Here is a 23,587-nt window from a genome sequence, read left to right as displayed (position 1 = left end):
TTCTCGTCGTACTTGCCCGGAATGAAGACGGCCGGCTCCGGGTTGAGCATGCGCTCTTTGGCCGCGAAGAATTCGTCGGTGGCGACGAGCGCTTCAGCACCCAGACGAGGGTCGGCCAGATTTACATAACGGCGCACGAAGTCCGGTGCGTTCGGGTCTTGCGGGACGAGGGCCATGCCAACTCCTTGATGCTCGGTAATGTCTGAAACTTGAGATATGACGTGTCGTACGCTCAGTCGCGCACGAGGTCTTGCAGCCGGAAACCGGCGATACGGAAAATCTGGCGCAGGCATTCTTCGATTTCGTCCGCGCGGCTGTTCTCCAGACGCGTCGCGAAGTTCTCGATGATGCTGCTGCGGGTATGGCCACGCACGGCCAGAATATACGGGAAGCCGAATTTGACCTTGTAAGCGTCGTTCAACTCTGTCAGTCGTGCAAACTCCTCTGCACTGCACTGATCCAGTCCGGCACCTGCCTGCTCACGCGTCGATTCGGCAGTCAGTTCGCCACGCACGGCCGCTTTGCCAGCCAGCTCCGGGTGGGCACGGATGAGGTCGAGTTGCGGCGTCTCACCCGCATCGATCACGGCCTGGCACATGGCGTCATGCAGTGCATTAACGGTTGCGAACGGGCGATCTTCCCATGCCGCTTCGGCCACCCAAGGGGAATGCTCAAAAATGCCGTCGAGCGCGGCAATGAACTCGGCGCGCGGCAGCGCCGACAGCTCGGCAACGGTACGTTGGGTCATAGGCAACGGGGCGTTCATTAACTGCTCTCCTGGAGAACAAAGGTGGCGCCCCGCCGCACTCCTCGCGCAGCCCGATGACGCCTGTCGGATTCGAATTCGATGTCGGCGTCACGTCCCACTGGACATGACCGCCCTATCAACGACCTGATATACGATTCAATCGCCCGCTCACGCCGCAACGAACGGATGGCGTTCCTGCCAGTGGCGCGCCACATCGATACGACGGCATACCCACACGCGATCGTGCTTTTCGATGTGATCGAGAAATCGCTGCAACGCTGCGAAACGGCCCGGACGGCCCAGCAACCGGCAGTGCATGCCGATCGACAGCATCTTCGGCGCTTCGTCACCCTCGGCGTACAAGACGTCAAACGCGTCGCGCAGATAATGGAAGAAGTGGTCGGCCGTGTTGAAGCCCTGCGGCGCAGCAAAGCGCATGTCGTTAGAGTCGAGCGTGTACGGCACCACAAGGTGCGGCTTGACGTCGCCACTGCTCGTCTGCACCTGCGTCCAAAACGGCAGGTCGTCGCCGTAGTTGTCGGAGTCGTACACGAAACCACCTTGCTCGACAACGAGACGGCGAGTATTCGGACTGTCGCGGCCGGTGTACCAACCCAACGGCGCGCTGCCCGTCATTTCCTTGAAGATGTCGATGGCAATACGCATGTGCTCGCGCTCGGTCGCCTCGTCCATGTTCTGATAATGAATCCAGCGCCAGCCGTGGCACGCAATCTCGTGCCCAAGCTCCTGGAATGCGGCAGTCACCTCCGGGTGACGCTGCATGGCCATCGCCACGCCAAACACGGTCAGCGGCAAGCCCCGACGCTCGAACTCGCGCAAGATGCGCCACACACCGGCGCGCGAACCGTACTCGTAGATGGATTCCATGCTCATGTGACGGGCCTCGTAAGCGGCCGCGCCAATGATCTCGGACAGGAACTGCTCGGACGCCTTGTCACCGTGCAATACACAGTTCTCGCCGCCCTCTTCGTAATTCAACACGAACTGCACGGCAATGCGCGCACGTCCCGGCCAATCGGCAAACGGTACATGACGGCCGTAGCCGATAAGGTCGCGGGGATAATCCTTGGAATTCGCGTTGCTGCTGGCCATGATGTCTTGGCATCCTTCTGATGGCGGAACGATCGAAGAAGTTTAGCCAAATACATCCGCACGAAACATAGCCATATTCAGATATTCAGGCTGCGCTTAAACATATAGTCGCCCACCCCGTAATGCCCCCCGACGTGCCGGATCGCCCTACCGAAAGCGCACACAGCACTGATTCTCCCGCTAACGCCCTACGCCACAATTGCATTCAAACACCCACCAAATTACCCTCAACGTCAGCAAAACCACGACATTCTTACGGACAATAAAAAAGCACGCCGGGCGACGAAGTCCTCCCGGCGTGCTGATGTTTCTCGCGATTCCTACATTTTCGGATGCCCGCGCACCCGGCATTCGTGCATCACCCGGCGATATAGGGATATCCCGTAAGCGTGAGCGTGACCTGCGCACCCGACGTCGACAATTTGGCCTGTCCGCCCACCGGCAAGGTGAGTTTATCGGGGCAATGACCGAAAGGCATGCCGGTGACGATCGGGATGCCGATGACCCGGCGCATGCTCTCCACCATGGTCGCCATGTCGTAGCCATTGTCGTAGTCGGTCAGACGATATTGCGAAAAGTCGCCCATCACCAACGCACGCTGACGCGCCAGAACGCCCGACTGATGCAACTGGTACAACATGCGCTCGACGCGGTACGGCGGTTCGTTCACATCCTCCACGAACAACACGCCACCGTCGATCTGCGGCAGGTATCTCGTGCCGATCAGGCTGCACACCATCGCCAGATTACCGCCCCACAACATACCCGATACATCGATGTCGCCCCCCGCCCCGTCCCCTGCCCACTGGACGACGTGCGACTCGGACTGCAACACCGACTGGAACTGGGATACGGTGAACTCGCTCAGCGTCTCTGCTCCGAAGTCGGCCAGTAGCATCGGGCCCGCAAACGTCGTCACATGCGATTGTGACAACAACGCCAGTTGCAATGCCGTGAAATCGCTGTGCCCGACGATCGCGACGCGCTCGCCGCACAGCCGGTCATGCAACGCCTTGTAGTCCAACTGGTCGAGCAGATGCACCGCGCCGTATCCCCCGCGCATCGCGAGCACGATGTCCGGCAGCGGATGATCACGACGCGCAAGATCGTTGATCTCCGCGACGCGCTCGGCGTCGGTGCCCGCAAAACGCAGGAAACGCCGCGATGTGACATCGCGATTCCCGACGGTGTAGCCGAGTTGCTCCAGCGCCGCAATACCGCGCGTCGCAACGTCGGAATCCGGGGCATACCCGGACGGTGCAATCAGTTCGATAAGACGAGTCTGCGTCACTTGGAAGTTTCCGATGGGGGAACGGAAGCATCGTCGGCCACGTCGGCCGCCGACGAAGACTGAGCCAGACGCCGCGCTCTCGCTGCCGCACGACGTTCGCTGAAAAACGTTTGCAATATGCCCACGCACTCGTCGCGCATGACGCCACCGACAACGTCGGCATGATGATTAAGACGCGGCTCCGCGAACAGGTCGACGACACTGCCGCACGCCCCCGTCTTGGGGTCGGAGGCACCGAACACGACCCGCTTGATACGCGCGTGCATGATCGCGCCCGCACACATGACGCACGGCTCAAGCGTCACATACAACTCGCATTCGGGAAGACGGTAGTTGCCCAGCGCCTGCGCCGCAGCACGCAAAGCTTGCATCTCGGCATGGGCCGACGGATCGTGACCGCCCACCGGACAGTTGTGCCCGACGGCGACCACCTGCCCGCCACAGACGACCACGGCACCCACCGGCACCTCTCCCTGCGCCATCGCGGCGCGGGCCTGAGCAAGCGCCAGTCCCATGTAGGTCTCGTCGGTCGCGGGTAAATCTCGGTTCATGAAACGTTTTGAAAGTTACGGAAGTGCAAATAGCCACAGCGGTTCGCCAATGCCAGCGCAGTTGGCCGCAAGCGGCAATGCGCTATTCTCGCACAGCCCCTTGCAGCCAATTCACCCACTTGCTGTAACGGCCAGGTCGCCTCGCGACGTCAGAACGACGCGCGCGACAGGAAGCTGAGATCTTCGCGGGCAAGCGCCTTGATCTCGTTGCGCGTGGTAAGAATGTGCGCCTCAAGCATCGATACGACGGCCGCCACATCACGTCGACGACAGGCCGCAAGAATCTCGTAATGATCGTGCTGTGGCTTTTCTTTGCCCGTCGCCTGCGACATTGCCAGATGCGAATATCGATCGGTATTCAGGCAATACTCTTCGATCAGGATCCGCAAACGGCGATTGTTCGCCGGAGCCGAAAGCGCCAGATGGAAACGGCGGTTGTATTCCGCCCATTCGGAGACGACCTCGGAGGCCGAATACTCGGCCAGGATCTGCTCCATCAACTGGAAATCACGCTCCGCCATATTCGGCACCGCCAGCTTGGCGGCGTGGCATTCGAGCGCCACGCGAATATCGAGCATCTCCATAAGCTGCTCGAGATTCATGCTCGCAACCGTCGCGCCACGGTTCAGATGGTGCGTGACCAATCCCTCCGCTTCGAGCTGCCGCAGTGCTTCGCGCACAGGCACCCGGCTTGACCGAAAACGCTCGGCGAGCGCTTCCTGACGCAGTTGAAATCCACCCGGGAGCACGCCACTCAAGATCTCGTCTCGAAGCGTGTCGCGGATGGCCTGATGAAGTGCTTGGGGTCCGGGGGTTCGCATATGGCGCGATTAGAGCATATTTTTTACCCATATTGCGATTCTGGATCCAATCGTCTAGCATTGGATCCAATATATTATTTTGGATCCAAATTAATCCTGTTTCGACAGGTGCGAATGGGTTCCACCAGGGGAGACAGTTCGAATGACGACGCAGGTCGTCATGCGGCGCTCACCTGAGCGTCGCCGCCGACATGTGGACGCACGGTCATCGGCCAAACGCTTTTTTTCTGCAGGCTCAACTGACTTTTTTCGGGGGAAATTTATGTCATTGAAACTTCGCAAGTTGATCGTCCCGGCCGCACTGGCACTCGCCTTTGCTTCGCATGTGCACGCAGCAGACGATACGGTCCGCATGGGAGCGGTACTCTCGCTGACCGGCGCAAACGCGACTGTGGGCGAAGATGTTCGCCGTGCCGTTGCGCTAGCGGTGGAAAAGGTCAACGCGCAAGGTGGCGTGATGGGTAAGAAGTTCGACGTCGTCGTCGAAGACTCCGGGGGCAATCCGACTACCGCCCTGAATGCCGCGCGCAAACTCGCCACCGTCGACAAAGTGCCAGTGGTCATCGGCGAATATTCGTCCGGCATTACGCTGCCGATGGCGCAATATCTGGTGAAGGAAGGCGTGACGCACATCAACATCGCCAGCACGAGCGTGAAAGTTAAGGATCTCGGCGCGACATCGTTCAACCTGATCGGTCTGGAGAACCTCGGCAACAAATTCTCCGCCAAGGACGCATGGGATCTCGGTTATCGCAATATCGCCCTGATCGCCCCCAACAACGCCTATGGTCAGGGCGTCGCGCACGGCTTCCGCGAGGAATTCGAAAAGCTCGGTGGCAAGGTCGCCACGGAACTGCTCTACACCGCCGGACAATCCACGTATCGCCGCGAACTCCAGCAGGCGTCGCGCAGCAATCCGGACGCCTACATCTACACAGCGTACGGTCAGGAATCAGCCGTCCTCAATCGCGAAGCGTTCGAACTCGGCTTGCGTCAAAAGCCCTGGTACGCGATTTTGCTGTCGATGAGCCTCTCGGATACCCCTGCGAATATCGCCAACGGCCAACTCGGCATGGAAGTCGGCTCGGTACAAGGGGCCGTCGGCAAACAGTACATCGACGCATTCCAGGCGAAGTACGGTCAGGCACCGAAGACGTCGTACACGGGCTACGCCTACGACGCCGTCATGCTCACCGCTGCAGCCATCAACAAAGCAAAGTCGACTCAGCCTGCAGCCGTGCAAGCTGCCTTGAAGAACGTCGGCAACAACTTTGCCGGGGTCACCGGCCCGATTTCGTTCGACGCAGATCGTCAACGTATCGACCCGCCGTACGCGAAGCTGAAGTACGACGGCAAGGTGGTGCCGCGCTAACTCGCCCCTCCTCCCGTTGGCCAAGTTAGCCACATCGGTTTGAACGTGATGCACATCGGCAACGCCATAACCGGCGTTGCCGATGTCGTGTCCGGTGGCGTCGAACGACTGCCGCCCGTGCCCACGCTTCACTGCGAATTCATTTCATGCTCCAACTTCTTGTCGATACGCTGTTACGCGCGTCCGATCTGGCCCTGATCGCCCTCGGGCTGTCCATGGTCTACGGACTCGTCAAGTTTCCGAACATCGCCCACGTCCAGTACGCGATGGCGGGTGCCTACCTGACCTATGCGATGGCGACTTTCGGTCTGCCGCTCTGGTCTTCGCTTATGTTTGCTGCGCTCTTGACCGGCGCACTCACGCTGGTCATGCACCGACTCGTCTTCCGCAAACTGCTGCGCGGCGGACCGGCCATCGCCATGATCGGCTCGCTCGCCGTCTCGATGCTCGTGATCGCCTTCTGTCAGGGCATCGCAGGCTCGTTCCCGAAAATGTTCAACCTGCCCCTCACACCACCGATGCTCATCGGCGACGCCCGCATCACTCAACTGCAGATGTATTCGGTGTCGACCACGGTGGTGTTGCTCGCCGTCTTTGCGCTGATCCTCTTTTACACACGCGCAGGACGCGCCATGCGCGCGCTTGCCACGAACCCGTCGCTCGCCGCCGCATCGGGCCTGAACGCGGAGTGGATCACACGAGGCGTCACCTTCGCATCAGGCGCAGTCGCCGGTCTGGGCGGCGGACTGCTGGCGCTGTCGGCCGGCGCGCACGTGCAACTCGGCAACGACATGCTGCTTCCCGTGTTCGCCGCCGCGATTCTCGGCGGCCTGGGTAATCCCCTCGGCGCAGTGGCCGGCGCCGTGCTTATCGCGCTAACGGAAACGCTGGTGACGAACCTGAATTTCGGCCCGATGCTGGGCAAGACCGTCGCCTTCCTGCCGGTGGGCTACATCAATGCCGGTGCGTTTCTAATCCTGCTGCTGGCATTGCTCTTCAAGCCCTACGGGCTTTTCGATCGCGAGGTGCGCCGTGTTTGAGTTCATTGTTGCCACGCTCACAGTGGCGGGCATTTACGGGATTATGGCGCTCGGCCTGAACCTTCAGGCAGGCTACGCCGGGCTGCTCAACTTCGGTCACATTGCGTTCGCCGGACTCGGGGCCTACGCCACCGCCATCACGATGCAAGCCGGCGGATCGCCGCTCCTTGGCATGGCGATCGGCGTCGTTGCCGCCGTCGCGCTCGGCGCGGGCATCGCACGTCTTGGCCGTCAGCTCGGTGCCGACTATTGGGGTATCGCAACCCTCGCAATTGCGGAAATCCTGCGCACCATTGCCACCAACGAAGGTTGGCTCACAGGGGGTGCGAATGGCATCAGTCCGATTCCGATGCTCTTCGATTCGCTGCCGCGCCCCTACGACACGCTGGCGTTCCTGGCCCTTGTGCTCGCAGTACTGGCAGCCTTCACGTGGCTCACCAAGCGCCTCGCCGACGGCCGTTTCGGTCGCGCCCTGCGCGTGATGCGCGAAGAGCCGAAGCTCGCCGCCTGCTTTGGCTATAACCTGCGCTCGCTCAAATCGCGCGCCGTGATGACCAGCGCCGCCGTCACCGCCGTCGCCGGATCACTTTATGCGCACTTTATGAGCTTCACCGGCCCCGACTACCTCCTCTCCTCGGAGACGTTCGCGTTGTGGACGATCCTGATGATTGGCGGCATCGGCAACGTCTGGGGCGTACTCGCAGGCACGGCAATCGTACAAGGGGCGTACACGCTGGTCCCGTTTGCCAAGGACTACCTGCATTTCGGCTCAGACAGCGCCGGCGCGCTTCGACTGGGTGTCATCGGTCTGATCCTGCTGGCCTGCCTGATGTGGCGCAGCGAAGGGCTCGTGCCGGAAAAACTGAGGAAAATGGCATGACGCATCCCGCTAAACCGTTACTTGAAGTGCAAGGCATCGCCAAAGCATTCGGCGGCAACAAGGTCCTCCAGGATGTGACGTTCGACGTCATGCCTGGCGAAATCGTCGGCCTGCTGGGTCCGAACGGGTCAGGAAAGAGCACGCTGCTCAATACGATTACCGGCTTCGAAAGCCTCGATGCCGGGCGCATTTCACTCGACGCGCATCGCATCGATACGCTTCGGGCGGACCGCATCGTGGCACAAGGCGTCGCGCGAACGTTCCAGTTGCCGTCCATGCCCGCACGCATGTCGGTGATGGAAGTCGCCATGGCCGCCGCCACGGCGCACCACGGAGTGTTCTCGACGCTGCTGGGCACACGCGGCGCTCGCGAAGCGGAAGCCGCCGCGCGCGTCAGAGCAACGGCCCTGCTCGACGAACTGCTGCTCACCCATGTCCGCGACTTACCGTCCAGCGCGCTGTCGGGCGGTCAAAAGAAGTTGTTGGGTATCGTCTGCGCTCTGATGGGCGCGCCCCGCATGCTGATGCTGGACGAACCGACGGCAGGCGTGCATCCGAATCTGAGACGAGACATCGTCGCGGCACTTAAGCGCTTGAACGCTCAGGGCATGACGCTCGTGGTGGTCGAGCACGATATGCACTTCATCCGGGAGCTTTGCACGCGCTGCATCGTGCTCGATCGAGGACACATCGTCGCCAGTTGCCACCCGGACGATCTGTCGTCCAACGAACGGGTATTGCAGGCCTACCTCGGCGGTGGCGCTCACACGGCCACGCCCGCCGCTCGCATGAGAGAAACGGAGTCCGCATGATTCAGATCGACAATGTCGTCGCGGGATATACCGCAGAGGTCGACATCCTCAAAGGAATGACGCTGCATGCGGCGTCGCACGAAATCGTCACACTGCTCGGCCCAAACGGTTGCGGCAAGTCAACGCTCCTCAAGACCATCGCAGGCTTCGTGCTGCCGCGTGAGGGTCGCATCGTTCTGGAAGACGCAGACGTGTCGCAGTTACCCGTGCATCGCAAGATCCGCCAGTGCGGCGTTGGCTTCGTGCCACAGACGGATAACGTTTTCGGTACGCTGACGATTCGCGAAAATCTTCAGGTCGGTGGACACTATCTGAGCGATAGCGAGTGCAGCCGACGCATCGATGAACTTTGCGAGCTCTATCCCGTGCTCGGTCGGAAGCGCAATGCCCCGGCGGCATCGATGTCCGGCGGCGAACGTCAGATCCTGGCGCTCGCGCGTGCATTAATGCCACGGCCACGCCTGCTGTTGCTCGATGAGCCATCTGCCGGTCTCTCGCCCAAAGTGCTGCACGAAGTCTTCGACGCCATCGTCCGAGTGCGCGACCAGGAACAGGTCACCATTCTGATGGTCGAGCAAAACGCCATGGAAGCGCTCCGAATCTCGGATCGCGCCTATGTGCTATCGATGGGAACGGTGGCGCTCACGGGCGCAGCGAACGCTCTGCTGGAAGATGAACAGGTCCGCGAGTTGTACCTGGGAGGACGCGCTGCCTGACACGGCGGGCAACGCAACGCACAGCGAGACGTGCGTTGCGTTGCCGGACGTCGATGTTTATCAGCCGCCCGAAGTTACTTGCCCGCGCGCGCTTCGGCCAGCGCGATGGTGAGATGGGCAACCTTTTTCTTGAGCGCATCGCGCTCGGCCGTCATCGCCTTGAGCTCCTTCGACAGCCGCGTCAACTCGTCGGACGGATCGGCGCTCGTGTCCCACGGCGGTGCGCCGTCGTCGTCTTCGACGATCTCTTCCTCTTTCTTTTTGCGCGGCTTGACCGGACGCGCCTCACGCACAGAGCGCGCAAGCTCGCGCAACTCCTGCTTGCCCGCCACCACCGCGGCAACCTGCGCCGCCTGCGGCAAGGTCGACACCGCCGCCGCCGCATTGATCGACACTTCACCACGCTTGACCGCGTCCACCAGCTCCGGTGCCGCCGCATTGTGGATCTGCTCGATTTGCCCGAGCGTATTGCTCGACAGACGTGCCGCGCGTGCCAGCGCTGCACGCGTGAGCGCCATGGTGTGCGCCGGGATAGACGACTTCGATCCTTCCGCTTCCGGTGCCGATGCGTCGCCCGCCGCAGATGCCGTCGGCTCAGACGCCGCTGCCGGTGCGTCCGGGGTATCTCGTCCCTCAAGAATCGTCTTCTTGCGCAGGGCCAGCACACCGCGCTGGTAATCGGAAACGCTGCGACGCCCCAGATGGTTGTCGATCATCCACAGATGCACGTCGTCCATCGACTGGAACGTCGAATTCTGGACGGTTCGGAATTCGATGTCATGCTTGCGGCAGATCTCGTAGCGATTGTGGCCGTCGACCAGCACGTCGCCCCACAGGACAAGCGCGTCGCGGCAACCTTCGGCAAGCAGACTCTGTTCGAGGGCCGCGTATTCGTCAGGCGTGAGCGGATCGATGTACGCCTTGAGTTCTTGGTTAATCTGGACTGTCATGGGTGTGTGTAACGATGCCGTCGCCCAAGGCAACGGCATGGAAAATCTGGGCAGGCGACATTATCGCCTGTCCGGCCGGGATTGACGAAATCGCCCGGCGCGCTCAGGACAGCACGCCGTGGTCCGTCAGAAATGCCTGAATCCGGGCCAGACGCGCCACCGGATCGGCAATGCCCAGCAGCGTCTCCTTCTCATGCGCGGGCAATGGCAGCAGTTCGGCCCAACGGTCAGCCACCCAGCCGCATTCGTCGAGACGGTACGGCGGCGCCAGCGGCAGCTTAGCCGCGCGGGCGGGATCGCGCTGCAACCCGGCAATCAGCTTGCCCAGGGTGTCCGCGCTGACCTGCAGCGTGTCGGGGATAGCGACACTGTCGTCGGCAGGCAACATTTCCGCCTCGCCCATCCACAACCCATACTTGCCCAGCTCGACAGACGACAGCCGGAACTTGGTCGTGCCCCTGCACACCAGTTCGAGCAACGCCGGCATGGGCGCGCGCCAGTCGTCGATACGCGCCATGGTGCCGATCATCGCGGGCTCCTCGACGCTGTCGGGCAGCCTGACCTCGCTGCCCTGTCGAAGCACTACGACACCGAACTCGGTGCCGTCCGCCAGACATCGCTTGATCATGTCGAGGTAGCGCACCTCGAAGATGCGCAAATGCAACACCCCGGAAGGGAACAAGGCGTTGCCGAGCGGGAAGAGCGGAATCTGTGCCATGCCATATGATGACATGAAGTTGTCCTCTGCAAGTGTCATGTCACGCGCCGTCCCGACACTCCTGGCATCTCCGACTCCGCGTCGCGAACGCCTACTGCGTCACGGACGGCACAATGCCCGTCTCGCCGCCATGGCGCACCAGACAGACATCCGGCAACGTGGCCGACTCCTGCGCGAAACGCTCGATCAGGAAGTCGAGCAAGGCGCGCACGCGCGGCACCATGTAACGCGTACGATGCCGCACCGCATAGACACCGGCCTCCTGCGCAGTGAATGTCGGCAGCAATATCTTCAGCCGCCCGGCGCGGACGTCGTCGGCAGCGTCCCACAACGTCTTGCGAACGATGCCCCGGCCGTCGAGCGCCCACCGACGCGCAATCGTGCCGTCGTTCGTCTCCCACGCCTGTGCCATCGGCACGGAGAACTGCCACGTCGCCTCTTCCTTTTTGAAATGGAATTCGTTGAGTGGCCCGGAGGAAGTAACGAGCACGATGAACTGATGCGCCCCCAGCGCATCCGGGGTTTCCGGCTCGCCGTTGCGCGCCAGATAGTCGGGCGATGCACACAGCACGCGGCACATCGGCGCGAGACGACGCGCCACCAGCGTGCCGTCCTCCGGCTCACTGAAGCGAATGGCGATATCCACATCGTCCTGCACGAGATTGGAGATCGAGTCGGTCAGCGTCAGCGATAGCCGAATGTCCGGGTAACGCTCGACGAACGCATCCAGCCACGGCGAGAGCTTATGGGTACCGAAATCGGTCGACGCGGACAGCCTGATCTTCCCTCGAATCGCCTCGCACCCCGCCTGCAGCGCCGCTTCGCCATCGTCGATGGCCTGCAACGCTACAAGGCAGTGCGACAGGTAGACGCGCCCCTCCTCCGTAAGCCGCAACTGACGCGTCGTGCGAACGAAAAGACGGGTCTGCAACGACGCCTCCAGCTTCGCCAGCCGCGCACTCGCCGCCGCAGGCGACAGTCCCAGCTTGCGTCCGGCCGCCGAAAGGCTGCCCAGCGTCGCTGCCGTGGTGAACAGGCGCATGTCGCCCAGTTTGTCCGTCGCCATTTTCTATCTGGTTTTGAAAGTCATTCAAATTTACGACAGATTATCAAATGCAACGAGCATTGGCAGACTACGTCACATCGTCCCGTCGGGGACACTCACGCTCGACGCCCAACCATGTCCGCTTCCTCGCCAGCCCTCCCTCCGTCATCCCCTTCGACCTCCCACAAGCATCGTAGCGACGCCACCGTATGGGCATCGCTCACCGCGCTGATGCTCGCGACCTTTGTCGCCGCCGCGAACGAAACCGTCCCCGCTGGATTGCTGCCGCAACTGGCGGACAGCTTTCGCATTTCCGAATCGTGGGCCGGTCAAATGGTGACGCTGTGCGCGTTGGGCGCAGGCCTCGGTGCCGTGCCGCTCACCGTGCTGATGCACCGCTGGTCGCGTCGCACAGTCCTCGTTGTCGCCCTGCTCGGCTTCGCCGTGTGCAACGCCGTCACGGCGTTCTCGTCGAACTATGTGCTAACGCTCGCGGCACGCTTCGTCGTCGGACTTGCGACGGGGCTTGCATGGAGCGAAATCGCCACATACGCACGACGGCTCGTAAGTCCGTCACGACAAGGCCGCGCGCTCGCATTCGCCATGCTCGGCATTCCGCTGGCGCTGGCTGTCGGTGTTCCCGCCGCCACGACCCTCGGCCACCTGATCGGCTGGCGCTGGGTCTTCGGCGGCTTGTCGACGTGCGCCCTGATCCTCGTCGGATGGATGTTGCTGATCGTGCCGGAGGTGACTGATGTAGACGCGACCAGCGCCCCCGCAGCCCGCGCCTCCGTGATAGACGTATTGCGTTTGCCGGGTGTGCGTCCGGTGCTTGCGGTGGTCATGCTGTGGGTCATCGCGCATTACACGCTCTACACGTACATCGCGCCCTTTCTTGCGTCGTCCGGCATGAGCGAACGGCTCGCGACGATGCTCTCGCTCTTCGGCATCTTCACGCTCGTCGGGCTCTGGGGCGTTGGCCTGTGGGTGGACCGCTGGCTGCGCCGACTCGTGTTGACGGCACTGGCAACGTTCGTCGTCGTAATCGTCGCCTTTGGCGTCTGGCCGACGTCGTGGCCCGTGCTGATGGCGGGTGCGGTGCTCTGGGGACTGAGCTTCAGCGGTGCACCGACGATCTTGCAGACCGCGTTAGGCAACGCCGCAGGCAAGCACGAGAACGTAGCGCAGTCGATGCTCGTGACCGTCTTCAATCTCTCATTCGCTGCCAGCGGCGTGCTGGGTGGTGCCGTGCTGTCGACGTGGGGTGCCGCAGCACTGCCGCATGTCCTCGTGACGCTTGCCCTCGCTGCGTGGGTCGTCGCGTTCGCCGCACGACGCCACGGGTTTGCGACACGCACGCCGCACTAGTCTGCAACCACGCAGCAAGGGCCCGCCTCAGCTAGCGCAAGCCGTCAAGCGCTGTGCGAGGGCCATCGCCTCGTCACGCGTAGCGACCGCTTCGTGCGGGATGCCGAAGGCCTTCACCGCCGTCTCCCCCATCGCACGGACGGCCGCACGTCGCGTTTCGTTCGGCTCGATGCTCACCAGCGCTTTGCACACCTCGGCCAGGGCCGCCTTGTGTTGCTTGAGCCAGATGGCGCGTTGCTTGCGGTCTTCGTGGGTCTCGTCGCGCGTGAGTTGGTCATAGACGACCACGAACGGCTTGCCGTGCTTTAGCAGTGCCGTCATCTCAGCCTCCCAGTCACGCGCATAGCCAGGCTCGGCGGCCTCCTGATTGAAGACGACGAACGGCAGTTCGCGGATGTCGTGGATCGAAAACAGATGGGGATCGAGTGTCATGAGGTTCGCTCCTAAGCGATGAAATCAAAGGGAAGCACGGGAAGCGGGTTGAATGGGTGCCGTGTCTGGCGCCCACCCCGCGCCCAGTGCTTTGTAAAGCGCGATGGCATTGAGCACCTCACCGCCCTGACTGACGGCAAGGGCGTCACGTGCGCGATTGGCGGCACGTTGCGCCACCAGCACGGGGAGATAGGGACTCAAGCCGCGTTGGTAAAGGCGCGTCGTGCGGACCAACGCCTGCTGGCTGTCGTCGACCGCCGAATGCAGCGCGACTTGCCGCGCACGCTCACCATGCAGGCCGGTGAGCGCGTCTTCCACGTCGCGAAGCGCGAGCCGGACATCCCGGTCATACGCAAGCCGCGCCGCATCGGTGGCGGCCTGCGCGACCGTGACACCGGCGCGCGACCGGCCGCCATCGTAGAGCGTCTGGCTGCCGACCAACGCAGCGGACCACGCGACGCTCGCGCTGGAAAACAAGTCGTGGATCAGACTCGCCGTCGTGCCCAGACTCAACGGGATGCTGAAGCGCGGGAAGCGCTCGGCCTGCGCCACACCGATCTGTGCCGTAGCGGCAGCAAGCCGACGCTCAGCCGCGCGGATGTCGGGACGCTCTCGAATGACGTCGGACGGTAACGACAGCGGTAGCGCTGGCATGACCGGCAATACGGCAGCGGGCGCCGCCAGCGTATCGCGCCATTGCGCAGGAAATCCGCCTGCGAGTACGCCGATTGCGTGACTCAAACGTTCGATGTCCGCCTGCAATCGCGGCGGCTCCGCCTGTGCGAGCTCACGCTCCGCGCGGGCCTGAGCGACTTCGGCGGAGGTTCCGAGACCTTGCGCGAAGGCGCGTTGCGCCAGACGCTCCCCCTCGAACAGCGTACGGATGTTCTCCTGCGCGATGGACAACCTCGCCTGCGTAGTCCGCAACATCGCGTAGTCGGCAGCCAGCTCGGCTAGCAGGCTCACGCGCACAGCCTCCCGGTCGAACGCCACTGCTTCGACATGCGCGTCAGCCGATTCCACCGCCCTTCGCGTACCGCCGAAAACGTCGAGTTCCCAGCTTGCGTCGAATCCCAATTGCCATGTACGCGACTGCCCGATGCCCGGTGGCCAGTCCAGACGCTTGCTGGAGCGCAACGCCTGCGCCGTCCCGCCAGCCGAGACTGTCGGCCCCAGTCCCGACGCGATCTGCATCCGCTGCGCGCGTGCCTGCACGAGATGCGCCTGGGCAATACCGAGATCGCGGTTGTTTTTAAGCGCCGTGTCAACGAGTTGGTCGAGTATCGGATCGCCGAACGACCGCCACCACTCGCGCAGCCGCGAAGCATCGGACGTGCCCAACGTATCGACCGCATCTCGCGTCTCATGCCACTGAGCAGGCACGTCGGTCTGGGGCGTGTGGTAGTCGGGACCGATCGTCGTGCAGGCTGCGGTGGTCAGCAGCAGGCTCATCCCGCCCATCGAAAACGCTCGACGAAACGCATGGCTAAACACCTTGCGAGAAACATCTGACGCCGGTAAGGCCACGAACGCACCCGGCCATTTCAATGCGAGCTTCATGACGTCACATCCAACGCATCAGCAGGCTGGCGAGATGCCCCTTCGGCACGCCTGTGGCCTCGGGCCGACCGACGTCTACGCTGCACGTCATGCCCGCAGCCAGCACCACCCCGCCAGGCACGTGGTCGATGGCGATGCGCACCGGGATGCGCTGCGCCAGACGCACCCAACTGAAGCTCGCTTCGACGCTTGGCAGCCCCTGTGCGTCGGCGTGCTCGTTGGCGTCGGTGATACCACGGCCGATACCCGCGACATGGCCGTCCAGCATCTCGTCGAACCCCATCAATCGGATACGCGCTGGCGCACCGGTGCGGATGCCATGCAGCTTGGTCTCCTCGAAGTAGCCCGTGACCCAAAAGCTGTGCGCGTCGATCAGTGCGACGTTACCCCGTCCTGCCACCGCGTAGTCGCCCGGACGCAGCCGCAAATGGGTGATGTACCCATCTGCGGGGGCCCGCAATTCGGTGCGCGTCAGATCAAGGCGGGCTACGTCGAGTGCGACCTGCGCGCGACGTTGCTCGGCTTGCGCGACAGTGACTGCGTGATTCGCGCGTTGAATGTCCTCACCGGGCACAAGATCGTCCATGCCGCGCCGACGCTTCGCGTCCTGCATCTTTTGCTGCATGACGGCCGTCGCCGCACTCAACTGCGCTTCGGCCTGCGCCACGGCATAACGGAAACGCTCGGGGTCGATTCGATACAGCAACTCGCCGCGCTTGACGAGCTGATTGTCGACCACCGCCACGTCAAGCACCGTCCCCGACACTTCAGGGGCGATATGCACAACCTCCGCACTGACGCGACCGTCGCGCGTCCAGGGCGCGACGACATACGCCCGCCAGAGCGCCGCAACCAGCGCCACCGCGAGAGCTACCGCTACCAACGTACCCGCCGCCCTTGCAGCGGGACGCAACCACATCATTCGATCAGACATAAATCACCAGCAGAGAAACCAGACAGAGAGAAACGGCGAACTCGAAGAGCGCCGGATGCCAGACGCGACGCATCACACCCGCGCGCGTCATGACGAAACGAAGACCTAGGAACACCGGCAAGGCAATGCAGGCGTAGACGAAGAACGGCGGCAGATAAATGCCCGCCACGGCAACTTCACTGAGCATGGGTTTCCGGAGCTAGAGGTTGAGGTTGGCCGAAGTAGCCTGCGTGTGCGTCGAGCGTCGCAGCGATGTCAATGAGCGCCGCCATGACGCGCCCGAGATGGCTAGCCTCGTCCGGCGAGACGGGTGAAGTGGGTAACGCCGCCTCAATTCGCGCCAGCCGTCGCACCGCATTGCGTGCATGGCGCGCTGCGAGCACGGGTTTGGGGTGACGCGCCAGTAAGCGGCGTTGCATCCGGTCAAGTACGACGGCAACGACTCGCCTTGCCTCCGCGAACTGGGTATGACGACGCTCTCCGGCCATCCACACCCGCACCCGCCACACTTCTCGCCCAAGATGGAGACCGGCAAGTGCGTCGGCGATGTCGCGATGCATGGCGTCCGGCTGCGACTTGCGGAGCGCGCCCAACGATGCGATGCGGTGTTGCTGACGCCATCTCCATACGCGGGACGCCGTTAGCAAGCTGCGGAAAGACGCAGACGGCGTAGGTGAACGAAACGTACGCAAGGCTTCGTCGCGAATCCGCATCCGCAGCCGCGCGACGTCTCGAGGCAATACCCGAGGCAGCAGCAAGCGGAATCCCATCCACGCAACGAGCGTCCCCACGATCCATGCGACCGACCAGTTGAGAAACAGCGGCAGGTTGTACTGCATGGGGTTGTCGGCCGCTGTGAGCGTATTGAAACCGACGAGGTACGCCAGCGCCGCCAGGCCATGCTGCGGCAACGTCGTTGCGTAAATCCCCGGCAGCCAAAACAACGCCAGCACGACGAGCAGCAACGGCAGTCCATTGATTTGCGGCAGCACGCCGAAGGCGCACACGAACGCGACAGGCACCGCAATCACCGACCCTTTGATGAACTGCCACGCACCGGCAGCCGGGTTCGGTGCGGCGGCAAGCAGCGCACAGTACGGCGCGACGATCAGCAGCATCATGTCGCCATGCGGCCAGCCGGTGACGATCCAGATGGCCCCTGCGGCGAACAACGTCAGCGCTGAGCGCAGACCGTTCTGCCACGCAGCGCGCGGATCCCTGTGAAAGCTGACGACAGCCTTCGCGCCTGCCGGTCGCGGACGATGCAGCGATGCAAGTCCATCCAGCGCGGCGAGATAATCGTCGATCTGATCGATCAGCAGGTCGATGGCGATGAAGGTTGCCGACGATGTGGCGTCAGCACCCGCGCGTGCATCGATAAGCCGCTGCTTTGCCTCTCGCATCACGCTCGCAGCCTGTTCCAGTCCCTGCGAACCGGTGCCGACGGCCTGTGCAGCTTCGCGCCATGCAGCGGCGAGCATTGACGACAACGTTTTCCCGAGCGGTTCTCGCGAGCCACCGGCCAGTGCTGCAAAGAGCGACGCCATTGCATGCCGTACGGCATGCGCACGATGCGCGAGGTCCACCGACTCCGCCTTGCCGACGGCCAGCAGATCGTCCACACCGTAGATCTCGGTCATCAGCTGACGTTTGGCGTCGGCGGCAACGGCGTGTGATTTCGCCTCGTCGGCCACGTTGACTGCGGCCAACACCTCCGCAGCCTGTGCGGTCAGTCGCGTCAGCACACCCTCCAGCTTCCCCCGCACGCTGCGGGCGCTGAATAGCGCAGACACCAGCGACAGACACACCACACCCACCATCACGGTCGAGGCACGTCCGATGACGTGATCGAACGTGAGATGTGGGTGTTGCAGTGCGCCGAACGTCGCCAGGCCGACGGTGTACCCCGCGACCACCACGCCCGACGCCCGGAAGTGCCTCAGCATCGTCATACCGGCCACGCACAGACCCAGCCAGACCGAGAATCCGAGGAGAAAGAGCCACGGCATCTGTCCGAAAGCAGACATCAGCAAGAACGACGCGACCATGCCCGCGAGCGTGCCGAGCACACGCCACGCGCCCTTGCCGATCACGGCCCCCTGCACGGGGTTGATGACGAGTAACACGGTCGTTGCGGCCGAGAACGGCATCTCCAGTTCGAGGAGATACGCGACGCACAGCGCCAGCCATGCGGCGACGATGGACCGAAAGACGTAGGTGGCACGCGGCGACGTGAAGTCCGTACGCGAGACGATGGCAGCCAGCCAGCTCAGCCGCGACGCTTTAGGCGCGCCGGACCCGGTGACCGAAACAGGTGTCGATGACACGATGACCCTTGAACACAGTGACGATGCTCATCACTGTAGGGTCGGGGTCTGTCATGCGAAAAGTGACTTGATTGGAATGAACGATTGCATCCAACGCATCGATTAGCGCATCAGTACATCTCGCAGATCGTGCGCACGGTGCGGCGCAGCCATTGATGCGCCGGATCGGCCTGAAAGCGCGGATGCCACGCTTGCGTCAGCACCACCGTCTCAAGCGGCACGGGGAAATCGAACTGACGCAAACGCATCCCCGCTTCCAGCGCGCTTTGCGCAAGGTGCGACGGCAGCGCGAGCAGCAAATCGCTGCTAAATAGCGCGAAAAGCGCTGCGGACGGCGTGGGGACGACCAGCGCCACGTGGCGTCGCAACCCCAACGACTCCAGCGCATTGTCGATCGGTCCGGCGAACTTCCCGCGTCGCGACACGCCGATGTGTCCCCATCGGGTGATGCGCTCAGGCGTAATGTCCTCGTCGAAAATCGGATGATCGTGACGTGCCATGCCGACGAAGCTGGTTGTGAACAGCGGTTGTACGCGAATCTCCGGGCCCAACGGTCGCGCCGCACTGATGAACAGATCGATCCGCCCGCTACGCAGCGCCTCGTCGTCCATATCGTCTTCTTCCGGCGAGAAGCGCAGCATGGCGCGCGGCATCTCGGCGGCCATCGCTTCGAGCAAGCGTCCCGAGTGCAGGCCGACGACGATATCGTTTGCACGCACATTGAAGCGCCGGTCGAGCGTTTTGAGGTCAACGCCATCGCCGGGCGTAAGTACCTGTCGCGCCTGCTCGACCGCCAGCCGCACCTGCTCACGCATAGCCAACGCACGCGGCGTAGGCACCAGCTTACGGCCCGCCTGCACGAAGACGGGATCGCCCAGCGTTTCGCGAATCCGGCTCAGCGTACGGCTCATCGCTGGCGGACTCAGATGCATGCGTCTCGCCGCACCGACAACGCTGCCCTCCTCCAGCAGGATATCGAGCGCGTGAAGCAGGTTGAGGTCGGGAAGCGACATGACGGCATCCGTGATGATTGCATAAAACGCAATGCTAACGCGTGTCGCGTGTCTCCCGCAAAAGCCATTCGTGGACGTCGGCGATTTGCGCGGCGTGCCGGGTGCGGCGGGGATACACGATGTAAAAGCCCGCCCCCGTACGCAGCTCGGTATCAAAAAGCCGCACAAGACGCCCCGCCGCAATATCCGCTGCTACGAAGTCGCGATGCGCGAGCGCCAGTCCTTGTCCGGCGACGGCGGCATCGATGGCCAGCGCCGTCTGGTTGAACCGCACGTTCTTCGCTTCCGACATCTGGGCCTTAGGTAACGTGAGGTCAAGAAACTGCGGCCAGGCGTTGTGGGCGTCGTGAAGCAAGGCATGACCTCTCAGGCTCGCCGGGCTACCTGAGCCATCCGTTTTGCCAGGATGACCGGCGGCCGCGATCACGGCAGGACTCGCGACCGCGACTTGCGCCTCCTCGAACAACGGCTCCACGACGAGCCCGCTACCAAACGGCGGACGGCCGTAGCGAACGGCCAGATCGACGGCGTCTGCCTGAAAGTGTGACAACCGGTCCGTCGCGAGGATACGCAGATCGATGTCGGGATGCGTTTCAAGGAATGCGGGCAGTCGGGGAATCAGCCATTTCGATGCGAACGTCGGCGTCACACTGATCGTCAGCCGCAGCGGCTCCGGGCGCAGCGCTTGCGTTGCTTCCGTCAGCATCTCGAAAGCGCGCCGCACGCCGCTTGCGTAGCGTCGTCCGTTCTCGGTCAGCGACAGCGCACGCGGATGCCGATCGAACAACTTCATCCCCAATTCCGCTTCGAGGCCGCGCACTTGCTGTGCCACAGCGCCTTGGGTCACGCCCAGTTCTTCCGCCGCGAGCCGGAAGTTGAGATGCCGACTCGCCGCTTCAAAAGCACGCAACGCGTTGAGCGACGGCAATCGCCCGATGGCTTCCGTCATGGTGTAGTTTTTCTACTGATTAAAGTGTCGAAATCTGATTCGTCGGCCGGGTCGCACGGTGTTACGCTTTGAACACTTGAGAACAGTGTTAACCCGTCTGACGTGCCCATCGAGCGGCACTCGACGTCATCGGAGGATAGCAGCATGACAGTAGAAAAAGTGGCATTGATTACGGCCGGTGGCAGCGGCATGGGTGCGGCGGCGGCGCGACGTCTCGCAGCGGACGGTTTCAAGGTCGGCATTCTGTCGTCGTCCGGCAAGGGCGAGGCGCTGGCGGCTGAACTGGGTGGCATCGGCGTGACGGGTTCGAATCAGTCCAACGAATCGCTCAAGGAACTGGTCGATCTGGCGGTGCAACGCTGGGGACGTATCGACGTACTCGTGAACAGTGCTGGCCACGGCCCGCGCGCCGCCATCCTGGAGATCAGCGACGAGGACTGGCATCGAGGCATGGATACGTATCTGATGAACGTGATCCGCCCGACGCGTCTCGTCACGCCGATCATGCAAAAGCAAGGTGCGGGCGCGATCATCAATATTTCGACGGCATGGGCCTTCGAGCCGAGCGAGATGTTCCCGACGTCGGCCGTGTTCCGTGCGGGGCTGGCGTCGTTCACGAAGCTGTTTGCAGACAAGTACGCGAAAGACAACGTCCGCATGAACAACATTCTGCCGGGCTGGATCGACAGCCTGCCGCAGCAGGAAGTACGCCGCGAAAGCGTGCCGATGCAGCGGTATGGCAAAGCCGAAGAAATTGCGGCGACGGTGGCGTTCCTGGCGTCCGAGGGTGGCGGTTACATCACCGGGCAGAACATTCGCGTCGACGGAGGCCTTACTCGCTCGGTGTGACGTCGAGCAGGAACGGGAGGATGTCGGCCAGCAGCACTTCCGGCGCTTCTTCTGCAATGTAATGGCCGCAAGGCAGCGGGTGCCCGCGCACGTCGGACGCCACCCGTTGCCACTCGTCGAGCGGCTTGAAGCATCGGTGCACGACGCCCTGCTCGCCCCACAACGCGAGTACCGGCATGGGCAATCGACGTCCGGCGTCGCGATCCGCGCGGTCGTGATCGAGATCGATGGTGGCCGCGGCCCGGTAGTCTTCACAGACACCGTGCGCTGCGCCCGGAAGCGACAAGCATCGCTGGTACTCCGCCAAGGCGCGCGGATCGAACGGTGCCAATCCGGCACTCCGACGCCCCATGACATCGCGCAAATACGCTGCCGGATCGGCTTCGATCAGGCGCTCCGGCAACGGCGCGGGCTGAATCAGGAAGAACCAGTGCCAGTAGGCGCGCGCAAAAGCGTCGCTGGCTTGTTCATACATCGCAAGGGTTGGCGCGATATCGAGCAGCACCATGCGCCGGACGATATCCGGATGATCCGCCGCCAGTCGATGCGCGACGCGCGCCCCGCGGTCGTGGGCCAGCACCGAAAACGTCGAATGCCCCAACGCCTGCATGGCGGACACCATGTCCTGTGCCATGACGCGCTTGCTGTAGGCCAGATGATCGGCGCCACCAGCCGGTTTGGCCGAGTCCCCGTAGCCGCGTAGGTCGGCCAGTACCAAGGAGAAATGCCGGGCCAGGGTCGGCGCAACCTTATGCCAGATCGCGGACGTTTGCGGGTGGCCGTGGAGCATCAGCAGCGCCGGGCCACTGCCGCCCGTCAACGCATGAATGTGCTGGCCGTCAGGCGTTGGCAAACGATAGGCGGTGAATCCGGGGAACAGCGCTTGGGAAGTCATAGACCCTTTTACCTTTTTCTGCGTGCGGGTTCGGTGCGATGCGCGCGACGCTGGGCGGCATTCGCGTTCGGCCACGTGTCATGCACATCCTATATTTGATGCAAAACGACATAAAGTGACTCAGAATCACTTCATTGTTAATTGCAGGACACGAATCACCATGTCAATCGACGGATTTTCCGATCTGCGCTTTTTCGCGACGCTCATGAAAGAAGGCAGCATGGCGGCCGCTGCGCAGCAGATGGGCATTACGCCACCGGCGGTGAGCCGTCGGCTCGCGCAACTTGAGCATCGTCTTGGCGTGCGATTGCTGCATCGTACGACACGACGCATCAGTCTCACGCCTGAAGGCGACATGTACTTGCAGGACGGCGCACGTATTCTCGGCGAACTGGAAGCGCTGGAGCATGCGGTGACCGGTGCACAGTCGTCGCCTCGCGGCCTGCTCCGGCTGGCGGCAACGCTCGGTTTCGGGCGGACGCACATCGCCCCGGCGTTATCCGTGTTTGCACGAGAGTATCCGGAGGTGGAGGTGCAACTGCATCTGACGGACCGTCCGGTGAACCTCGTTGAACAAGGGTTCGATGCGGCGATCCGTTTTGGCGACTTGCCGGATTCGCGCCTGACGGCGCGACAGCTGATGCCGAACGCGCGGGTGTTATGCGCGTCGCCGGTGTATCTCGCGGACGCGGGCGAACCGGTGCAGCCGTCGGATCTGGCGGCGCATCAATGCATCGTGATTCGCGAGAGCGACGAGACCTACGGCACGTGGCACTTCCGTCAGGCAGATCGCCAGGAGACGGTCAAAGTGCGCGGCATGCTCAGCACCAACGACGGTGCGGCCGCAACGACATGGGCGCTTGACGGTCACGGCATGCTGATCCGGTCGATGTGGGATATCCGTCCGTATCTGGCGTCGGGTCAACTTCGTGCTGTGATGTCTGACTGGACGTTACCCGCTGCCGATATCAAGCTCGTCTATCCGACGAAGAGTCATCTCTCTGCCAAGACGCGTGCGCTGGCGGATTTTTTGGTGGGGTGGTTCAGGGACGCGGCAGTGCGCCCGGAATGCTAGACGCGAAGGGGAAAACGGGGCGACTACCTAAAACGCGGTATCGATTCGGGCGAGGTCGTCATGATAACGTCGCTGCGAACCTCAATGCGTAAGCGACCTGGAGACGCCCTGGGCGCCGCGCGCCTTAC

At 62.8% G+C, this 23,587-nt stretch carries 24 protein-coding genes and 1 pseudogene; 8 read left to right on the top strand and 17 right to left on the bottom strand.

The window, feature by feature from the left end; genetic code table 11:
- The 6 genes and pseudogenes from PAN31117_RS19685 to PAN31117_RS19660 form a co-directional block, all read right to left on the bottom strand.
- Window positions 1-176, bottom strand: a pseudogene (locus PAN31117_RS19685) (allantoicase); the annotation flags it as partial.
- Window positions 177-232: 56 nt separating this feature from the next.
- Window positions 233-766, bottom strand: coding sequence for a 2-oxo-4-hydroxy-4-carboxy-5-ureidoimidazoline decarboxylase (gene uraD, locus PAN31117_RS19680; protein ID WP_246184749.1), 534 nt, complete (start codon window positions 764-766; stop codon window positions 233-235).
- A gap of 150 nt (window positions 767-916) precedes the next feature.
- Window positions 917-1,861, bottom strand: coding sequence for an allantoinase PuuE (puuE, locus tag PAN31117_RS19675; RefSeq protein WP_150739680.1), 945 nt, complete (start codon window positions 1,859-1,861; stop codon window positions 917-919).
- A gap of 358 nt (window positions 1,862-2,219) precedes the next feature.
- Window positions 2,220-3,152, bottom strand: a complete 933-nt coding sequence (gene ldcA / locus PAN31117_RS19670; RefSeq protein ID WP_150739679.1) for a muramoyltetrapeptide carboxypeptidase — start codon at window positions 3,150-3,152, stop codon at window positions 2,220-2,222.
- A complete protein-coding gene (gene tadA / locus PAN31117_RS19665) occupies window positions 3,149-3,703 on the bottom strand; it encodes a tRNA adenosine(34) deaminase TadA (RefSeq protein ID WP_150739678.1) in 555 nt (184 codons plus the stop codon). The genes ldcA and tadA overlap by 4 nt, the downstream gene beginning before the upstream one ends.
- Before the next feature lie 149 nt (window positions 3,704-3,852).
- The gene (locus PAN31117_RS19660) at window positions 3,853-4,524 is read right to left on the bottom strand and encodes a GntR family transcriptional regulator (RefSeq protein WP_039398668.1); all 672 of its coding nucleotides are present in this window, start codon (window positions 4,522-4,524) and stop codon (window positions 3,853-3,855) included.
- Between the two features lie 262 nt (window positions 4,525-4,786).
- Here PAN31117_RS19660 and PAN31117_RS19655 point away from each other — a divergent pair, with 262 nt between their 5' ends.
- The 5 genes from PAN31117_RS19655 to PAN31117_RS19635 all read left to right on the top strand — a co-directional run bounded on the left by PAN31117_RS19655 (window position 4,787) and on the right by PAN31117_RS19635 (window position 9,344).
- Window positions 4,787-5,896, top strand: coding sequence for an ABC transporter substrate-binding protein (locus PAN31117_RS19655; RefSeq protein WP_150739677.1), 1,110 nt, complete (start codon window positions 4,787-4,789; stop codon window positions 5,894-5,896).
- A 146-nt stretch (window positions 5,897-6,042) separates the two neighbouring features.
- Window positions 6,043-6,936, top strand: coding sequence for a branched-chain amino acid ABC transporter permease (locus PAN31117_RS19650; protein WP_150739676.1), 894 nt, complete (start codon window positions 6,043-6,045; stop codon window positions 6,934-6,936).
- Window positions 6,929-7,816: a branched-chain amino acid ABC transporter permease gene (locus tag PAN31117_RS19645; RefSeq protein WP_150739675.1), complete on the top strand. Its 888-nt coding sequence runs from the start codon at window positions 6,929-6,931 to the stop codon at window positions 7,814-7,816. The genes PAN31117_RS19650 and PAN31117_RS19645 overlap by 8 nt, the downstream gene beginning before the upstream one ends.
- A complete protein-coding gene (locus PAN31117_RS19640) occupies window positions 7,813-8,628 on the top strand; it encodes an ABC transporter ATP-binding protein (protein WP_150739674.1) in 816 nt (271 codons plus the stop codon). Before PAN31117_RS19645 ends, PAN31117_RS19640 begins: the two co-directional genes overlap by 4 nt.
- The gene (locus PAN31117_RS19635; RefSeq protein ID WP_150739673.1) at window positions 8,625-9,344 is read left to right on the top strand and encodes an ABC transporter ATP-binding protein; all 720 of its coding nucleotides are present in this window, start codon (window positions 8,625-8,627) and stop codon (window positions 9,342-9,344) included. The genes PAN31117_RS19640 and PAN31117_RS19635 overlap by 4 nt, the downstream gene beginning before the upstream one ends.
- Before the next feature lie 74 nt (window positions 9,345-9,418).
- On the opposite strand, the gene PAN31117_RS19630 is transcribed toward PAN31117_RS19635, so the two are convergent.
- The 3 genes from PAN31117_RS19630 to PAN31117_RS19620 form a co-directional block, all read right to left on the bottom strand.
- On the bottom strand, window positions 9,419-10,294 hold the full coding sequence (locus PAN31117_RS19630) for a ParB N-terminal domain-containing protein (protein WP_150739672.1): 876 nt from the start codon (window positions 10,292-10,294) through the stop codon (window positions 9,419-9,421).
- 103 nt (window positions 10,295-10,397) lie between these two features.
- On the bottom strand, window positions 10,398-11,012 hold the full coding sequence (locus PAN31117_RS19625) for an LON peptidase substrate-binding domain-containing protein (protein ID WP_150739695.1): 615 nt from the start codon (window positions 11,010-11,012) through the stop codon (window positions 10,398-10,400).
- 91 nt (window positions 11,013-11,103) lie between these two features.
- Complete coding sequence (locus PAN31117_RS19620) at window positions 11,104-12,078, bottom strand: LysR family transcriptional regulator (RefSeq protein WP_150739671.1); 975 nt, start codon at window positions 12,076-12,078, stop codon at window positions 11,104-11,106.
- A 114-nt stretch (window positions 12,079-12,192) separates the two neighbouring features.
- On the opposite strand from PAN31117_RS19620, the gene PAN31117_RS19615 reads away from it, so the two are divergent.
- Window positions 12,193-13,425, top strand: coding sequence for an MFS transporter (locus PAN31117_RS19615; RefSeq protein WP_150739670.1), 1,233 nt, complete (start codon window positions 12,193-12,195; stop codon window positions 13,423-13,425).
- A gap of 27 nt (window positions 13,426-13,452) precedes the next feature.
- On the opposite strand, the gene PAN31117_RS19610 is transcribed toward PAN31117_RS19615, so the two are convergent.
- From PAN31117_RS19610 to gcvA, 7 genes are all read right to left on the bottom strand, one after another.
- Window positions 13,453-13,857: a hypothetical protein gene (locus PAN31117_RS19610; protein WP_150739669.1), complete on the bottom strand. Its 405-nt coding sequence runs from the start codon at window positions 13,855-13,857 to the stop codon at window positions 13,453-13,455.
- A 24-nt stretch (window positions 13,858-13,881) separates the two neighbouring features.
- Window positions 13,882-15,417, bottom strand: a complete 1,536-nt coding sequence (locus PAN31117_RS19605) for an efflux transporter outer membrane subunit (RefSeq protein ID WP_246189173.1) — start codon at window positions 15,415-15,417, stop codon at window positions 13,882-13,884.
- A gap of 4 nt (window positions 15,418-15,421) precedes the next feature.
- On the bottom strand, window positions 15,422-16,351 hold the full coding sequence (locus tag PAN31117_RS19600; RefSeq protein ID WP_370855774.1) for an HlyD family secretion protein: 930 nt from the start codon (window positions 16,349-16,351) through the stop codon (window positions 15,422-15,424).
- Window positions 16,344-16,538 carry a DUF1656 domain-containing protein gene (locus tag PAN31117_RS19595; RefSeq protein WP_150577906.1) on the bottom strand — a complete coding sequence of 65 codons (195 nt, stop codon included), beginning with the start codon at window positions 16,536-16,538 and terminating at the stop codon, window positions 16,344-16,346. Before PAN31117_RS19595 ends, PAN31117_RS19600 begins: the two co-directional genes overlap by 8 nt.
- Window positions 16,528-18,678, bottom strand: coding sequence for an FUSC family protein (locus PAN31117_RS19590; RefSeq protein WP_246189172.1), 2,151 nt, complete (start codon window positions 18,676-18,678; stop codon window positions 16,528-16,530). Before PAN31117_RS19590 ends, PAN31117_RS19595 begins: the two co-directional genes overlap by 11 nt.
- A 110-nt stretch (window positions 18,679-18,788) precedes the next feature.
- The gene (locus PAN31117_RS19585; protein ID WP_150739668.1) at window positions 18,789-19,691 is read right to left on the bottom strand and encodes a LysR family transcriptional regulator; all 903 of its coding nucleotides are present in this window, start codon (window positions 19,689-19,691) and stop codon (window positions 18,789-18,791) included.
- A gap of 34 nt (window positions 19,692-19,725) precedes the next feature.
- Window positions 19,726-20,640, bottom strand: coding sequence for a transcriptional regulator GcvA (gene gcvA / locus PAN31117_RS19580; RefSeq protein ID WP_174991035.1), 915 nt, complete (start codon window positions 20,638-20,640; stop codon window positions 19,726-19,728).
- Window positions 20,641-20,784: 144 nt separating this feature from the next.
- On the opposite strand from gcvA, the gene PAN31117_RS19575 reads away from it, so the two are divergent.
- A complete protein-coding gene (locus PAN31117_RS19575) occupies window positions 20,785-21,489 on the top strand; it encodes an SDR family oxidoreductase (RefSeq protein WP_150739667.1) in 705 nt (234 codons plus the stop codon).
- Here the strand turns inward: PAN31117_RS19575 and PAN31117_RS19570 are convergent.
- Window positions 21,473-22,384: an alpha/beta fold hydrolase gene (locus PAN31117_RS19570; RefSeq protein ID WP_150739666.1), complete on the bottom strand. Its 912-nt coding sequence runs from the start codon at window positions 22,382-22,384 to the stop codon at window positions 21,473-21,475. The two genes, PAN31117_RS19575 and PAN31117_RS19570, sit on opposite strands and share 17 nt — an antisense overlap.
- 166 nt (window positions 22,385-22,550) lie before the next feature.
- Here PAN31117_RS19570 and PAN31117_RS19565 point away from each other — a divergent pair, with 166 nt between their 5' ends.
- Entirely contained in the window at window positions 22,551-23,459 is a 909-nt protein-coding gene (locus tag PAN31117_RS19565) for a LysR family transcriptional regulator (protein ID WP_150739690.1), read from the top strand.
- Window positions 23,460-23,587: the final 128 nt, after the last annotated feature.

Source organism: Pandoraea anapnoica (assembly GCF_902459765.1).
GTDB classification, from domain to species: Bacteria; Pseudomonadota; Gammaproteobacteria; order Burkholderiales; family Burkholderiaceae; genus Pandoraea; species Pandoraea anapnoica.
The sequence above is the reverse complement of the archived record's forward strand: the minus strand, read 5'-3'. Positions and strand labels throughout refer to the sequence as shown.